The organism is Pirellulales bacterium (assembly GCA_035656635.1).
Lineage (GTDB): Bacteria > Planctomycetota > Planctomycetia > Pirellulales > JADZDJ01 > DATJYL01.
The window spans coordinates 54377-69903 of the sequence record DASRSD010000039.1 but is presented as its reverse complement, the minus strand read 5'-3'; the positions used below and the strand labels follow the sequence as shown (position 1 = coordinate 69903).

The window sequence follows — 15527 nt, the reverse complement described above, 5'->3', positions numbered from 1 at the left end:
GATACTCGCTCCTGCAAGCGTTCACGTTTGCACTAAAGGACAGGGCGAAGTCTTCGCCGCAAGAATTTGCGGCAACGACGATTGGATTGCAGCGGCTCTTGAGTCCTCCTGACGTGATCGACGCAACTTCGACGGCGATTGCCCTTTGAGTCGATTATCCAGTGAATGGTTCAATGCCCTCAGTCAGAAATGATTGAGGGTTTTTTTGCAGTGCCGAGTTTCTCGGAGAACCTTTGACGCAGATGGGCCAACAGAAGCCAATATCCACGGGCATTTACCCCTCGTCAACCGCACAGTCCCCTTCCGGCATTGCGAAAGCCAGAATCGAATACACCAGCGATTCCTCGGCGTGGGTGATTTTGCTGACCGTGCAGAAATACATTGCCTCACGGATATGACGGATCGCATGTTCCATCCGCTCGGTCGGCTGGGGCCAGTCGCGAATGGTCTCTGCGGCGCGCAGCAAATGGTCCACGCGCAGCGCGTGCAGCCGGCTGCTCAAGAGTTCGGACATAGGAGGCGCAGGCTACCCTGCCCGGAGCTCGGCCAGCAAGTCCAGGTCATTAAGCACTCGCAGCCCGTGGCCGGCGCAGAAATTCATTACGTCCACGTGATGCAGATGTTTGTCGCGCGTGCAAAGCACTTCTGCCTGGCCTGTGACGGCCGTCATGACAATCGGGTCGTCTTTGGGATCATCGGGAACAACCGGCGGCAGATCGGCTGGTAGCAGTACGACCGCACTCAGTTTGTAGATCCGGCCAATCGCGCGGCGGATGCCTCGCTCATCGCGTCGGTGGAGGGCGCGAATTCTGGGACGCCGAAGCACGTCCAGTAATTCAGTCAGTTGGTACGCCGAAGTGACGAGTAAGTGCCCCTGCGCGAGTCGCTCTAAGAGTTCAGCGGCGGCGCCTTGGGGCGTCAGGATAGCCCGAACCAAGACGTTGGTATCGCACATGACCCGCATTACTTCTTGCCGTAGCGGACCTCCTCACACTCTTCGTCGATCACGCGATCAAGTTCCTCTGGTGAAATGCCAGATTGGAGCACGCTGGCTTGCATTTCGGCCATGATCTCTTGGAGGTCAGCCCATGCCTCGCGGCGCTGTTGGGCCGGCGGCTCTTTGGCGGCATCGAGCGCGACAATATATACCGGCTGATCGTCGCGCAGCGTATGGCCCATCAGACTCTCGACCGCGGAGCGGGCGGAGGCGGGCAGGTCGCCGGCGTTTTGTAGGAGTTTATCCATGTCTGAATTATACCACAGAAGCCGCCGGGGAAGAATGTGAGGTATTGGTCGTACCGAAGCGCTGGCGACTCACTCGACGGACAACGTTTCCACGGTGATGGTTCAGGTTCTTCGGCGGCAAGGTTGCCATTGAAAACACCCTCGCCGGCATTCCGTCGATCAAAAGCCGCACGTAGGCATGATGCTTGGGCAGGTTCCGCAGGTCTTCCGGTGTCAGGCTGCCACCGAGTTGCTCGGCCACCGTCTCGGCGTCCTTCCCGAGTCGGAACGCCACGACGGTTCCGACATTGCCCCACACGGCGGCGGCCGTGGTGTCGTCCAATTGTTCCAAGTATTGATGGGCGCAAGTGAGACTCAAGCGGTACTTCCGCATTTCCGCCAGCAACGTCGGGAACGTATCACTGGCAACGAAATTCTGAAACTCATCAGCAAATAGCATCGCGGGCACTCGGTCATGTTCCGGCTGATCGGCGCGACTCATAGCAGCCAACTGGATGCCGGCCACAAGCAGAGATCCGAGCAGTTGCGAGGCGTCGTCTCCCAGGCGCCCCTTGCTCAAGTTGCACAGCAGCACCGTTCCACTGTCGAGCACCGCGCGAAGATCGAGCTTGGCTGCCGGGTCACCGAGTACGGTCCGCAAGATCGGATTGGCCGTGAAAGCACCGACTTTGTTAAGCACCGGGCTAATCGCCTCGGCCCGGAATTGCGAATTCCAACTGGCCCACTCCGATTGCCAAAAGGCTCGCACCATCGGATCATTCGTTCTGCCAACAAGTTGTTTCCGATACGAATCATCCACGAGCAGTTTATGCAATGAAACGAGTGTCGTGCCTGGATTCTCCAATAGCGTGAGGACGCGGTTACGCAGGATGTGCTCCAATCGAGGTCCCCAACTATCTCCAAACAGCCGCTTAAAACTTGTGACGATGGCCGAAGCCACCAAGGGTCGGTCGTGCGGCGATCGGCAGGCTAGCGGGTTATAGGTTACGACGTGATTTCGGTCGGCCGGATCGAAAAGGATCACGTTGTTAGTACGATTCGGCGGAATACTGTCGAGCAACCTCTCAATCATGTCCCCGTGCGGGTCGAGCACGATCGTCGAGCGGCCGGCGGCAACGTCGTCCGCAATGAGATTGGTGAACAGTGTTGTCTTGCCGACTCCTGTTTGCCCCACCACATAGACGTGCCGAAACCGATCCTCCGGTAAAATTCCAAAGGTCTCACGTCGCTCTCTGAACGCCACCCGCCCGATCACAGCCCCTTGGGCTGCGCTCGGCAAGATGCCGGGGGGCGGCGGCTCCAGTTCACGACTTTCGTTGATTCGCAACTGCGGAGTGCGAACGGTCGAGGTGGGTGGATGCCAAAGCAAGGCCAACTCCGTGGGAGTCAAATACGTGCGGCCCAGCAGCGGCCAACAATTCCGCAGCGGGCCGGTACGCACACGGGACAGTTTCCAGCGGGCGCTTCCCGGGGGAAGATACTGAAAAAACACGCCGGCTAGTTCGTGCAACTTTGCCAAGGCAGCCGCCTTCTTCGACACCGGGGCCAGAACCGCCAAGCGAATGTCGACCGTCCAAAGCGGACCCGCGATCTTAGCACTAATCCCCTCTTTCGCCCGCCGGCGGGCTCGTCGTCGCAATCGTCGGTGATGCAGCCGCCCCACCGGCCGCACCGCCAGTGAAACCAACGGCGTCATCGTCCTTGTTTTTCCCGAGGCGATTGCCCCTAGCAGCGCCGCCAGTGGATCGGCAAGCTGCCGCTCCTCACGATCTACAAAATGCTCCGCATTCAAAAGCGGCGTGATGCCCGGCGCCAGCCGCAACCTCGCTGAAAACCAAACCGCATCGTGTCCTGCCTGAAACGCAGCCTCGTCGATTCGCTCGATGCGCAAATCCGGATAGGCGGCCAGCAGTTGTCCTTGGACGACGGGCGATAACCTCGGTTCAGTGCGACAGAACAGCCCCACGTGCGCTTCGTGTTTCGCCAGCAGCAATTCCCACGGCCGCCGTCCGCGGAACGCCCGATGAACGGCTGTAATCGCGGGCGCAAGGTACTGCGGTCCCCGCTCCTGCTCCGCCGGGACTGACAACTGAAACAGCACCGCTAGAGCCTATCACAAGATTACCCGCCCCGGCGACGTGCCTTGATCTTGGGGGCGGGTCCTGCCGACGTTGTCGATTTCAAGCGCCGCTGCCGACGCCGCGAAGCGGGCAGGCAGGGTGGTGCCGCTGTGGCTCAAGACATCGCGAGGGCTGCACCAGTCAGCCTCGGGCGACAAGACCTTTTACTAAAGCTCTTGAGTGCTCTGGTGACGGTGACGGCCGCGGGCACGATGGCCCGCGAAACTGCGACGTTGGATGAACGAACGGCAGGCGGGACAAGATACCGAAGTTCACGCGACCGTCAAGCTAGGCTCTAGGACATCGCTGTGGGTCGCGACCGTTGGATCCGGGAGCAAGGCGACGTGCTTGCGCCGATGATCGATCAAACAGAGCTCCCCGGCAGCATCGACAGTCGCCAGATAATCGGGCAGATATGCGCCGATGAACAGCGTCCGCTGCGGATTCCGCGCCATCCGCGCCGCGGCGTCCATAATATTGTTCAATCGCGCCCGACTGCGAGTGGTGACCACCACTACGCGATGGCGCTGAGTGCATTGATCCTGGTATGCATCGTGCAAGCGAATCTTCCGGTGCCACGTCTCCTTTTCATGTCGAGGGGAGTAAATCGTCTCGGTCGAGTTATCGAGCTCTACTAGGTATCGATACCGCTCCCCTTCTCCATTCATTAGATCGAAGCGATGGTCGGGTACCATCGTCTCGCCGTTCACATTGGCAACAAAGGTGTTCTCCGGATGCACGTCCACAATCCGAAACCCGCGGATGTGGGCGGCGACGGCTGTATGTACCAGGAATTCCGCCAAGCTGTACATGTGATGGTGTCGGGCGACGGCCACTTCGGCGAAGAACTGTTTGGTTGGCGGCCGTGCTTCTTCGCCATAGAGAAGCCGCAATCCTTGTGGGGAGATTTTGTAGTAATCCGGCGCTCCGCCTCCGCGTCTCGCCAAGGCGAGCGGCCAGCGACGCACCCAACCGCCGAGTCGCAATCGCTGCAAGCGATCGAGCAACGACCGCTGTGACCGGAACGGGCCGGCGGCAAAGGTTTGGCTGAGTTTCAAGAGCTGCCCGAGGGTCAGCGGACTCATCACTAAGGCCGTCAGCAAGTCGAAGTCTCGTGATGTGGTCAGTCGTAAGGGAGCGGCGCTTGCCATAGGTCGGAAGCAAGCCTACTATGGCTCCCCTCTTCTGTCATTCCATGAACCGTCCAAGACGTGACTTTGTCAACGTGGATGATCTCAGCCGGCGCGTCAGCGTCGAGCAAGTGCTGACGCACTTCGGTCTGGTGCATGAACTCGCCCACCGCACAGGCAATGAAATCCGCACTCGGTGTTTCCTCAATTGCGGAAAATCAGAACCGACGGGCGATCGGGCGTTGGCGATCAAAGACGAAGATGTGAAGCGCTGGTGCTGCCATCAATACTCTTGTCCGCATAAAGCCGGTGGCAACCTCGTGGGCATGATCGACCTCTTGTTACCCGGCCAGCACGGCGGAGGCCGGCCACGCGGCGAGCGCTTCAAAGAGGTCTTGGCCACCCTGCAACAAATCGCGGGCGACACCGGGACGCCGTTGTCTGCATCTGCTTCCAGGCCGAAAGAAGAAACGGCGCCGGAACCGCCTAAGATCAACGTACCGCTCGCCGAAAGTCCGAACGAACGGGCGCGGGGCTTAGTAAATCTGCATGAAAAATTCATCACCGATCCGGCGGCGATGAATCCCAGTGCGGCGGGGTATTTTCGTCGGCGGCCATACCTGACCAGCGAAGTCGCCACGCAGTGGCGGATGGGGTATCTGCCGCGAGACACTAATGGAAATACCAGCGGTGGCACGATGCGTGGCAGGATCGTGTATCAACTGCAGAACGATCAGGGACAAGCTGTTGGCTACTGCGGCCGCGATCCGGACTTTGAACGAAAGCACGTGGATTGGGTGAGCGGCGGGCGCCAAGGCGAAGAGCCGACCAAGGTGGCGTTTCCGAAAGGACTGCATCGCGGGTTACTGCTCTACGGAGAACATCGGCTACGCGATCCCGCAGTGCTTGAGCAAATCAAAACGCTGGGAACAGTCGTGGTTGTCGAGGGTCCTAACGATGCGATCCGACTCAGCCTCTTGGGCGTTCCCGCCGTGGCGATCTGCAGCAACCGGATCACCGAGGAGCAAGCCGACAAGTTGGCCGGTTGGGCTACCGAACTAGGCAATGTCCCGCTGACGCTACTGTTTGATCTCGATTCCGAGGGCGAAAGCGGAATGCAGCAGGCTCTGTGGGAACTGTCGCAGCGCTGCCCCGTGCAAGTGGGCTGGACGCGCTCGGGTTTCTCCGGCCGCTTTCGCGACCGCCAGCCCGAAACCCTTTCTTTCGAGGAGTGGCAATTCCTACGCGACGCCTCTGGGCGTCAGGCACAAGAATCAAGGCCCTCGACGGCCAAGTAGCGAGTCGTCGCCATTTATATCGAAGAATAATATACCAAGATTGACTGTTGCACATTCGGCCGCCAAAATGCCGCAATGCTTAATCGCACTTCGGCGGTTGAATACCTGTGATGCGCAGGGGCGACATTATGACAAAGATCCGTCTGCCCTACGGACTCCGTGAAAACGCATTGCTGCACATATCACAGGTCGATTCCGGCCTCGCCTGTGGGTGCGTTTGCCCGAGATGTTCATCCCCACTCGTCGCTCGTAAAGCGACGCGGCGTGAACATCATTTTGCACACCATGCATCGGATTCCTGCAGATATGCTACCGAAACCGCGCTACATTTGGCTGCGAAGGACATCCTTGATCGGCTACGTGTAATCCGGCTTCCGGCTGTACGCATTGAATTTAAGTCGAATCGCTCGGCGCATGAAATTGCCCCGGCGCAGATGTACGAAATCGATTCTGTCCGGATCGAGCAGCGCGTCGATGGTCTGGTTCCCGATTTGATTGCTCGCATTGGCAACCGTGATCTTTTCATCGAAGTTTACGTCACTCATCCAGTCGACAGCAATAAACTGCAACGAATTCGCGATCTGCGGGTCTCTGCGGTGGAGATTGACCTGAGCGACGCACCACGGGACATGCCAATGGACGCCATTGCAGAGCTTGTCGTTAATGGTATCGATAACAAACGCTGGATTTTCAATGCTCGCGAACAAGCCGAGTACAAGCGGCTTATGTCTCAAACACTTCGCAAGCCAACGATTCGACGGGGTCTCGCCGTTCATGTCGACTGGTGCCCGATTGCAGTGCGCGTCTGGCGGGGTAAGCCATATGCAAACGTTAACGACGATTGCGCATCCTGCGAGCATTGTCTAGAAGCTGGCTCAAACTATATTCAGTGCAACGGTCACTTGTCGACGCTTGTTCCACATCGGCCACGGCGTCCGCAGTCATTGGAACAGGTAGACGGGTGACGAGAATGCGGCCAAATTCGAGCGTTTCTTAACGCACGCTAAAAGACCGCCGACTTTGGTCCTCATGAGTTTTTGTGTGAATGCCTGTCGTGGTAAATCACACCCGACACAACGCACCAGATTGCATCCAAGAAGTGTGATCGGAATAGCAATCCGCCCCGAGCCGTCAGCGCACGACGATCTTGCAATATCAAAACATTGGTAGTGCCTATGGATCGTGTAACAGAACCGACGGCGCTTCCGGCTCCGCGGCCTCCGCCGCGGCGTCACGCCGGCCGCATAGGCCGGTGAAGACAACGCGCTGCCGCGCCACTCCGCCAACAGCGGTGGTGTGCGATGCCCGCGAGGCGGCTTGGCTGCCCTGAGCCGAGCAGCCGAGGCCACCACCGCAGCCGCCAAAGGTCTGCGCGAGAGCGCGGCCGGCGTGTCGGAGGGGGTGGCCTCGGCGGCGATAGCCGTCCGAGCGGTGCATCCTCATAGAGGCGTGAGTGCCGCATCAGTGAGCCGTCCGTCAGTCGGCCTTGGCCGCCGACGGCTCTACTGATGGACCAGCGGGTGGACGCAAGTGGTTGCGCACTCGCAGCGGGGTCTGTCAGTGTGGTGAATATCAAGGGACTGTTTTTTTTGGAATGTACTGATTGTCCATTGCAAAACAGTAATGATTTCTAGCAAGTAGTGGAGTTGGCGTGTGGTTTTGAGTGAATGGTGGTGGAGTTGGCGTGTGGTTTTTGGCAGCTTTGCCGGATGTAATTTGGCGATCAGGAGAACAATTCTTGCCCCATAGGCCGATTCTTCTCACTGGTGGTCGTGCAGACCCAAATAGATGTCTACAAATAATAATGGAAACAAATAGGGGATTGCTTATCAGAAAGTCTATTTACTGAACACTGCCGCTACCGCGGCAGGTGACGAACGGAATCGCCTCAAGAAAGAGGTCTGTCACTCATCCGAATGATCCACGATGGGATTGGTGGGCGGATCGGTTGGTCGGCATTCCGGGTGTTCCCGGTAGAACTGCACTTTCAAATTATTGCGGGCGATTCGGTCGGCCTGCTCACGAGCCTCGGCCTCCGTTTTGCCACCGGCAATCAGATCGCCGAAGATGCGATCGGTCACGCGGGCGAAAGCCTCACGGGCCTCGGTTTTCAAATACTGGTCCAAGGTCAGATCAGAATTATCCGCGGCATGGCGGCGGCGTTGCTGCTCTTCCAGCTTGCGGAGTTCCCGCCACCAGTCGGGCGGCGTCCGGGTTCCGGCGGCGGCATGTTTGATGTTATCTACGAAGAACGCCTGGGCACTCGTGGTGAAAAACTTCTCGCCGTTGCGTTCGCGGGCGGCTAGGGTAATGTCCGCCCACTCGCCGATAAGCCTGGGCGGGTAGGTGCGCAACAGTCGGGCGATGGCCGGCTGCTCGAAGCCGATCGCTTGCAGCAGTTCGTAGTGCGGGGAATCGACGTTGACTTTGGTGGTTGTAGTTCGATCGAAATTCGGTCCCCGCTGGAACAGGATACTGTACTGCCCCTTGTGCTGCTTGCGGAACAGATTCTTCATCGATCCTTCCGGCGGCGGAGCAAGAATGCCTTGATCGACAAGCTTCCGCACGGAACCGATCAGCTTTTCCTTCAAGCGCCAGGGTTTGAGGGTGGGGGAATATCCCAGCACGTTCACTCCCAGGTGCCGCACGTCGAAATGCAGGGAGGATGTTTTCTTCCAAAACATTTTTTTCAGCAGCAAGTAGAGTCGCCGAGTAGCGGTATCCAATTGACGGTAGGTTTCCAAGTCGAACGCCAAGGCACTGCCGGTTGCCTGACAGATTTCAAACAACAGTGGGTCCCAGTAAAACCGCCAAGCTCGTGAGGAATCGGAATTCAGCGGCAGCCGGTAGCTCAAGAATCCAAATCCGACGCGGCAGTGTTCACCACGAATGGGGTCGTAGAAGTTGTCATTTTGATAGGTGACGGCGGACAGCCGCTCGATCGCGTCGCGGAACAACCGGTAGGTCTCGCCGCCGCGGTGGTGCTTGTCTTCAATCAATCCCAACTGGCGTAGACAATAATGCGGCGTAGCAGTGAACTCGACGCCTGGTTCCGCTTGTGAGAACGTGAGTGCTAGCAATCCCCATAAATACAATTCATCGTAGGCCGAGAGTCCTTCCGGAGAAATCACGCGGGCGGTCGCCTTGCGGCGGGTGCCATCCTTGTCGGTGAAGAAATAACCTGCCTCGTGGATCAAACCCGGACGGAGCGACGCTTCGGTATCGAGGGGGCAGAGGGAATGCTCGACCAATGACAACTGCGTCATGCCCCGGCCCAAGGTTCGGGGGCGATCTTTTTGCGGCAGGCCGCGGTAGGGGATTGAGCGTTCTATAGCGCAGAACCTTACCATTGCCGGGCGCCATAACGCGGGCAGAATCGGTTGACGATCTGGGCCGAGAACAGCGCCGCGGCATTTGAAAGAATCCACGGCTTTGGCCGGGGTTATTGGGCTAATAATAAATGTCTGGCGCAAAAGGTGATGCCAGTACGCCCGAAAGGATGCGAGGCAAAAGCAGCCGTCGCGGTCGGCATCCCAGTAGGCGAAGCGCCGTACTATTTGCAGTGTCAGCGCTTTGGCTTTACGAGAGCATCTACGTCAAACGCTTCCGACTTCACAGACGCTCGCATCCAAAATTCGAGACCCTTCGCCGCTGCCGCATCGATAATGCGTACCGATAAGTTTTCGTGCTGCTCAGAGACCTTTGCAATTGCATGCTCAATGAGTGACGTAAATTGATCGCGGATATCGTCTGACCATGCGAAATCTGGTTGCAGGCGATTGGTGTGTATGCGAAAGCCGAACTTATTTTTACCGACTGGGATGAGGAGCATGAAGGATTTCGCGGATTCAATCTTGGCTGATCCACTATGTGCCGCCATATTGTGACGATAGGAAATGTAGTCGTCGTGTGTAGCGCGAAACTCGGAATCTAGCGTATCTTTCGATAGTTGCGCCCGTCGGCCCGATGCTTCTGTGAACGCTTTTCCGTAAAACGTGAGGGCTGCCACAAAAAACGCCTTTACTTGGTTTCCGATCTCCCGGTCTGCCACCTGATGGTAGGTACCGTCTCCAGCTACCGCGATGGTATCAATGAGTGCGGATGCCTTTTTGATCCACCCAAGCGCATTGACGAGATCCTTTTGGATCAGCGTGAGGCCAGCAAGCCGCTCGGCGACGACTCCGGAAATGGCAACCTTTTGGATCTCGCGGTTGTCCCAGAAGTATCTCAATTGAACTGAACCCGACGAGCTATCGAGTTCTCGTTGTACGCGAAGTTGCGGGATGTCCGATTCGGACTGCATAATTTTTGCTCCGTGTTCGTACGCCTGCGCTCAACAATCGCAAAATTCACGCACTGTTGTGATAGATCATGGTCAATAGACAATGCAACCCCAAGGGTACATTGGTACGGCATAAAGATGTGCTCGCGCGATGTGTCTTGAGAATCCATTCGGAAAATTAGATTTTCATCGTCATGTTCGGTCCAATACGGTGCAATGATCTTTCTCTTTGCGCAAGCGTGGAGTTTCTCGGAGAAACTTTTGCACAGATTGGCTTGCATAAGCCAAATACTGGTCCTATTTCGGTCGGTGGATTTTAAGCGTCGTTTTTTTGCCGATGTCCTTGGCTTTGGTCCGCGCCTCCTCCAACGCCGTGAGAATGTCATTGCGATTCGGTGCCTGCTTTCGAAACAACAGCGTCACTTTCGCTTTGCTGGTTAGCAGTTCTACTTTGGTGACCGGCGTGCCTCGCTTCGGAGGAGCCGTGCGGCGCTCGATGGTCTTGCGAACCAATTGCTCCGTTTCGACGGCGGAAAGCCGCTGCTCCCGCACTGCGCTGGCCATCGCTTCCTGCTCCGCGGGCTCTAAGCGGGCAATGTTGTATAGGTGTCTAAAAGATAATACACCGGTGGTGTCGGCGCGAGATTCCTTCTGGACCGCCGGCGCTAGTTCCAAAAGTTTTAGGAACTTGGAGATTTCCGCTTCCGGTTTGCCGGTCTCCTGGGCGAGTTGCTTCTGCGTGAATTTATTGTCGTCACGGAGTTGTGCGAGAGCGTCTGCCAGATCGAAGGGATGCAGTTCTCGGCGTTGCCAATTCTCGACCACCTGCCTAAGAAGTAAGTCTCGTTGTTTGGGATCGTGAATCAAACAGGGGATTGCCGAAAGCCCCGCGAGTTTGGCCGCCTGATAGCGGCGTTCACCGCTGATGATCTGGTAGATGTCTTGGTCAGGAAGGTAACGGACACTTATCGCTTGAATAACGCCGTGCCGGCGGATGGAAGCTGCTAATTCAGCAATCGATTCATCATCAACGCGCCGGCGCGGTTGGGATGGATCGGGACGGAGACGTGCAATCTCAATTAAAAAGGCCCCTTTCAATTGCCGGCGCCCGCGCTGTTCCCCTGGGGTCGCGGGGGTCTCAGTTGCCAGCGGCAGTTGCGGTGGCAGGTTCAGGGTGCGCTCCAAGGCGCTGGCTGCCTTGGGATTTGTCCGCGATGCGTCGGCAGACTTCATCGACGAATTTGCGGGCAATGCTGGCTGCTTGGCTTTTCGGGGCGCGGAGTGTGATGGGGATTCGGTCGGTGGCACTTTGCTCAAACTGTGCCAAGTCATTCAGGACTGTGTCAAATGTTCCCTCTCCGAAGTGCTTGCGCAAACCTTCCAAGTAGGTGCGCTGGTAACGATCGTTTCCTCGCTCACCGGTTCCCCTTCCTCATCGATAGTTACTTCGGTCTCGATGGACGGGTCGCCGTCAAAATCTGGGTCCGCGAACAATCGAGTGGCGGAACCCGTGTAATCCAAAATGCTGAAAAACAGTTTGCCGTAGTCGTCACGGACGCGAGTACCACGGCCGATGATCTGCTTGAATTCGGTCATCGAGTTGATGATCCGAACTAGCACGATATTTTGCACTGTGGGGGCGTCAACACCAGTCGTAAGCAACTGCGATGTAGTCAGAATGACAGGAGTGCGCCGCTCAAGGTCCTGGAAATTGCTGAGATGGCCGCGGCCAATGTCACCTTCATCGGAGGTGACGCGGCACACGTAATCGGGATTGTCGCGAACGAGATCGGCATTGAGATTATTGAGTGCCCGTCGCATTTCGTCGGCATGTTCCTGATCGACACAGAATACGATGGTTTTGGCAAATCGGTCGGTACGCTTCAAATAATCGGTCAAATGGCGCGAGACTGCTTCGGTTCGTGCCTTCAACGAAACGATTCTTTCGAACTCGTTGGTATGGTATTCCTCATCGGGAATCTGGCGCCCGTAGCGATCCAGGTCGCCTTGGCTGGGTCGCCAGCCGGCCGCGTCCCACGTCGTAACGATGCGATGGACGCGATACGGGGCTATGAACGCGATCGCTTATAGCGGGACACCACGTATTGGGTATTGCATTGCAGCGGGATCAGGCTTTGGCAGATGTTGCTTGCCAGGTGTCTGTCCAACGCCAACGACTTGATGGAGCTGTGGGGCGATCCAACTTAGCTAGGGCGCACTAGCGCTTTTGGTGCGGTCGTACGCGGCCCAGAATTCCTGGACGGTCTGGTCGGCGCTACTGCCGCTAAATTTGTATCCAAGCCGCTTGAGATTAGGGAGCTTGCGAAGGCCCTCAATGTTCTTCGTGTCGGGCGGAAGGATCACACTTTCCAGTGTCTTGATCTCCGCCAACGGCGACAGGTCCGCAATCTGCTTGCAGTCGGGCATGTTCAGGGAGCGAAGCGGCATGCCGACCAGCGGCGTCAGATCACGCACGTTGGTTTCAGTCATGGTCACGTTAGTAATGGGCATCCCACGAATGGGGCTCAAGTCGGACACCTTCGTTCCCGAGATTCTCAGGAACGTCAGCTTCATACCGCGCAGTGGCGACAGATCCGCCACAGGGGTGGACGCAATCGAGAGCCGCGTGATCGACGCGCCCTTAAGCATCGAAAGGTCAGAGATGGGCTGATGATCGAGGATCAGCTCCCAAGAGCCGTCCTTGAGGAGGCGGGTTTTGTAGGTGAGGTTGGTTTTGCGGAGCGCCGCAAGCCACGGTTCATCTTTGTTGGCGGTCCAGAACTGGTCGGCGGTCATGTCTGGGCCATCGTTCCGGGCGGAGGTGTAGGAGATGCGCGTCAGGTTCGGCAGTGCGTGGAGTGATTCGAAATCCCGCGCATCCTCAGGCAGCATCAGCGACTTGAGCGTCGGGCACTTTAGCAGCGGCAAGATGTCGGTGACCTTGGTGCCGCGGAGGTAGACATCCTCCAGCGGCATGCCCGTCAGCGGAGCGATATCCGTCACGCTGGTTCGCTCGACGTTAAGGGTCCGCAGCTTCATTCCCTTGACGACCGAGAGATCGGGCAGCAGAGTGTCCGACGCGTCGAACACCTCCAGGTTCTTACACTCCGCAATAGGAGAAAAATCGGCGATCTTGGTCTTCCACAGACGGATTTCGCGGAGCGCATCGCGCAGCACCGGCGAGCGGAGCGGCGATAGATCGGTCACCTTGGTATCCCGCAGGTTCAGGATCTTGAGCGGCAAGTCGGCCAGCGGGCTCAGGTCGGTCACACCGCTGCTGTCCAGATCAACAGAGCGAACATTCGACCCTGTAAAGATGGAGCAATCGGTGAATTTCGGATCGTGCACCCTCACGTCGTAGTACCCGTCCGACAGTTGCTCGATGTCGAAGGTGATGCCCGCTGCTTCTAGCTTCCGCGCCCAGGGCAGGCCGTCCCAGGTCTTCCAGAAGTCCTTGGCCGTGCATTCGACGCTGCCGAACAAAATGTTTTTAAGGTTCGGCAGCTTACGCAACGGCTCGAGGTCAGCGGCGTGGGCAGGCAGATGTATTGACTCAAGGCTGGGGATTTGGCCCAGCGGCATGACGTCGGTGAGCTGATCGCAGGCGCGCAGTTCCATGTACTTGATCGGCATCCCCGACAGCGGCGACAGATCGCGCACCCGAGTGCGGAAGAGCGAGATCCATTCCAACTTCATTCCCCGGAGCGCGGCGATGTCTTCGACCGGGGTGCCGCTGACGTCGAGGTGTGTCAGGGACATCGATTTGAGCGGAGACAGGTCGGATACTTTGGTATATCCCACGTCTAGCTGGGTGATCGCAGCGCCGGCGAGCAGGGAGAGATCAGAGTAGGGCTGATTGCGGAGGACGAGCCGCCAGGTCCTGTCTTCGAGCTGGTTCCGTTCAAAGGTGAATCCCGCCTTGCGGAGTCGCAGCGCCCAGGCGTGGTCACGTTCCCAGTTCTTCCAGAAATCGTCCTTGGAAGGGAGGTTCTGCAGCTTCAGGTCGATCGGAATTTCGGCGGCACAGCTCCAGCCGCTCGACAGTGTTGAGCTGCTTGTCGTCGCAGTATTGCGTGATGGGAATGCCCTGTACTAATTCCATGGCAAAGTAGGGCAGACCGCTCTCGGTGCAACCGGCATCCAGCACCCGGGCAATGTTGGGGTGGTCCATCATCGCCAGTGCCTGTCGCTCGGCCTCGAAGCGGGCGATTACCAGCCGGCTGTCCATGCCTGGCTTGATAATCTTGAGCGCAACACGGCGGCGGACAGGCTTCTGCTGCTCGGCCATATAGACCACGCCCATGCCCCCTTCGCCGATTTGCTGTAGCAACTTGTAGGGGCCGATAACAACGCCCGGGCCTTCCGAAGTGTGCATAGAAGTGAGATCAACTTCACCATCGGCGGCCGGCGGCTGATTTAGAAAGCTTGGATTTCTGTAATATCGCTCATGTCGCCATTATATATTTCAGCGTTGTTGCGTTTTTGCCTGCCTAACGCCCTGCGTTCGCTCGCCGCGGCCACCGTGCTCGGTTGTGCATTCAAATCCTGTCGGGGATATTTGCTCTCCGCCCCTAGTGCTCATGCGTGGAATAGTTTTCGAGCAGCTGACGCATCTGCCGTGGGTAGTCGGTAATCAGAGGAATGTTATTTTGCAGCAATAGCTCTGCCATTGCTTGTTGTTTTTGCGTTGGTAAAAGCTCCGGATTGATTTCGTTATAGGTCCAGGCTACAGGCCGGGCGCCAATCGCAACGATTCGCGAAATGGCTTCGCCGGTAAGAGACGGGAGCGTTAGATTGACGGTCTGTGGTTGAATGGGCAGAGAAGCAAGCCGCTTGTCGATCTCCGCCAAGGTCAGATCCCACGGCGCTTCGTTGCTGCTCAATAGCACGCCGAGCGGCACTTCTAAAGATGGAGATTGCATTTTCACTAGGTTAGAAACTTCGAACGAGCTGACCAAAAAATTCTTTGCCTTCCATCCTTGCTGCAAACGCTGGCGGAGTGCCGCGCCTAAAGGCTCGGCGAGGTCGCCAGCTTTCATTTCGATGTTGACGACAAATTCTTCCTCGGAATGACTGTTTCGGTACCGTTGGCGCGACTGATCGACGAGGTCCAGCACCTGATCGAGCGTGGGAATCCGCTGGTCGCTCAGGTTCGGACTGCAATTTTCTTTTAGTTTTAAAACCTGCAAATCGGCAAACGATTTTGTCACAATTTTTCCGCTGCCGTTGGTTAAACGATCCAACTTGTCGGCATGGAATACGACCAAGACTCGATCGGTCGTGAGAAAGACATCCAGTTCGATGCCGTCGGCTTCCTGCACGATGGCAGCTTCAAATGCTGCCAGAGAGTTTTCCGGCGGATTTTGCAGGCCGCGACATCCGCGGTGTCCCCAGACGGCTGACATTGTTTTCCTCCGGTGCGCACTTGAACTCTGGCGGCACTTCAATTTTA

13 protein-coding genes and 1 pseudogene are annotated in these 15527 nt (G+C 57.3%); 2 read left to right on the top strand and 12 right to left on the bottom strand.

Features of this window, described 5'->3' with window-relative positions; translation table 11 throughout:
• Positions 1-274 precede the first annotated feature (274 nt).
• The 5 genes from VFE46_03215 to VFE46_03195 all read right to left on the bottom strand — a co-directional run bounded on the left by VFE46_03215 (position 275) and on the right by VFE46_03195 (position 4516).
• On the bottom strand, positions 275-514 hold the full coding sequence (locus VFE46_03215; GenBank protein ID HZZ26994.1) for a hypothetical protein: 240 nt from the start codon (positions 512-514) through the stop codon (positions 275-277).
• A gap of 12 nt (positions 515-526) precedes the next feature.
• Positions 527-955, bottom strand: coding sequence for a PIN domain-containing protein (locus VFE46_03210; protein HZZ26993.1), 429 nt, complete (start codon positions 953-955; stop codon positions 527-529).
• An 8-nt stretch (positions 956-963) separates the two neighbouring features.
• A complete protein-coding gene (locus VFE46_03205) occupies positions 964-1245 on the bottom strand; it encodes a hypothetical protein (protein HZZ26992.1) in 282 nt (93 codons plus the stop codon).
• Between the two features lie 7 nt (positions 1246-1252).
• Positions 1253-3346, bottom strand: coding sequence for a type IV secretion system DNA-binding domain-containing protein (locus VFE46_03200; protein HZZ26991.1), 2094 nt, complete (start codon positions 3344-3346; stop codon positions 1253-1255).
• A gap of 291 nt (positions 3347-3637) precedes the next feature.
• Positions 3638-4516 (bottom strand): replication-relaxation family protein, encoded by an 879-nt coding sequence (locus tag VFE46_03195; protein ID HZZ26990.1) that lies wholly within the window; start codon positions 4514-4516, stop codon positions 3638-3640.
• Between the two features lie 44 nt (positions 4517-4560).
• On the opposite strand from VFE46_03195, the gene VFE46_03190 reads away from it, so the two are divergent.
• Both VFE46_03190 and VFE46_03185 read left to right on the top strand, forming a co-directional pair.
• The gene (locus VFE46_03190) at positions 4561-5793 is read left to right on the top strand and encodes a hypothetical protein (GenBank protein HZZ26989.1); all 1233 of its coding nucleotides are present in this window, start codon (positions 4561-4563) and stop codon (positions 5791-5793) included.
• Positions 5794-5903: 110 nt separating this feature from the next.
• Positions 5904-6758 (top strand): competence protein CoiA family protein, encoded by an 855-nt coding sequence (locus tag VFE46_03185; protein ID HZZ26988.1) that lies wholly within the window; start codon positions 5904-5906, stop codon positions 6756-6758.
• A gap of 939 nt (positions 6759-7697) precedes the next feature.
• Here the strand turns inward: VFE46_03185 and VFE46_03180 are convergent.
• The 7 genes and pseudogenes from VFE46_03180 to VFE46_03150 all read right to left on the bottom strand — a co-directional run bounded on the left by VFE46_03180 (position 7698) and on the right by VFE46_03150 (position 15480).
• On the bottom strand, positions 7698-9059 hold the full coding sequence (locus tag VFE46_03180; GenBank protein HZZ26987.1) for a hypothetical protein: 1362 nt from the start codon (positions 9057-9059) through the stop codon (positions 7698-7700).
• A gap of 299 nt (positions 9060-9358) precedes the next feature.
• On the bottom strand, positions 9359-10096 hold the full coding sequence (locus VFE46_03175; protein ID HZZ26986.1) for a hypothetical protein: 738 nt from the start codon (positions 10094-10096) through the stop codon (positions 9359-9361).
• A 276-nt stretch (positions 10097-10372) separates the two neighbouring features.
• Positions 10373-11308: a ParB/RepB/Spo0J family partition protein gene (locus VFE46_03170; protein HZZ26985.1), complete on the bottom strand. Its 936-nt coding sequence runs from the start codon at positions 11306-11308 to the stop codon at positions 10373-10375.
• Between the two features lie 99 nt (positions 11309-11407).
• On the bottom strand, positions 11408-12007 hold the full coding sequence (locus tag VFE46_03165) for a helicase-related protein (protein ID HZZ26984.1): 600 nt from the start codon (positions 12005-12007) through the stop codon (positions 11408-11410).
• A gap of 276 nt (positions 12008-12283) precedes the next feature.
• Positions 12284-13834 carry a hypothetical protein gene (locus tag VFE46_03160; GenBank protein ID HZZ26983.1) on the bottom strand — a complete coding sequence of 517 codons (1551 nt, stop codon included), beginning with the start codon at positions 13832-13834 and terminating at the stop codon, positions 12284-12286.
• Positions 13835-14099: 265 nt separating this feature from the next.
• Positions 14100-14429, bottom strand: a pseudogene (locus tag VFE46_03155) (protein kinase).
• 217 nt (positions 14430-14646) lie between these two features.
• Entirely contained in the window at positions 14647-15480 is an 834-nt protein-coding gene (locus VFE46_03150; GenBank protein ID HZZ26982.1) for a glycerophosphodiester phosphodiesterase, read from the bottom strand.
• Positions 15481-15527: the final 47 nt, after the last annotated feature.

Coding starts and splice junctions, on each gene's coding strand:
- VFE46_03195 (HZZ26990.1), bottom strand. CDS start 4,516: ATGGCAAGCGCCGCTCCCTTACGACTGACCACATCACGAGACTTCGAC.
- VFE46_03205 (HZZ26992.1), bottom strand. CDS start 1,245: ATGGATAAACTCCTACAAAACGCCGGCGACCTGCCCGCCTCCGCCCGC.
- VFE46_03190 (HZZ26989.1), top strand. CDS start 4,561: ATGAACCGTCCAAGACGTGACTTTGTCAACGTGGATGATCTCAGCCGG.
- VFE46_03185 (HZZ26988.1), top strand. CDS start 5,904: ATGCGCAGGGGCGACATTATGACAAAGATCCGTCTGCCCTACGGACTC.
- VFE46_03180 (HZZ26987.1), bottom strand. CDS start 9,059: ATGACGCAGTTGTCATTGGTCGAGCATTCCCTCTGCCCCCTCGATACC.
- VFE46_03210 (HZZ26993.1), bottom strand. CDS start 955: ATGTGCGATACCAACGTCTTGGTTCGGGCTATCCTGACGCCCCAAGGC.
- VFE46_03175 (HZZ26986.1), bottom strand. CDS start 10,096: ATGCAGTCCGAATCGGACATCCCGCAACTTCGCGTACAACGAGAACTC.
- VFE46_03215 (HZZ26994.1), bottom strand. CDS start 514: ATGTCCGAACTCTTGAGCAGCCGGCTGCACGCGCTGCGCGTGGACCAT.
- VFE46_03160 (HZZ26983.1), bottom strand. CDS start 13,834: ATGTCCCTGACACACCTCGACGTCAGCGGCACCCCGGTCGAAGACATC.
- VFE46_03170 (HZZ26985.1), bottom strand. CDS start 11,308: ATGAAGTCTGCCGACGCATCGCGGACAAATCCCAAGGCAGCCAGCGCC.
- VFE46_03150 (HZZ26982.1), bottom strand. CDS start 15,480: ATGTCAGCCGTCTGGGGACACCGCGGATGTCGCGGCCTGCAAAATCCG.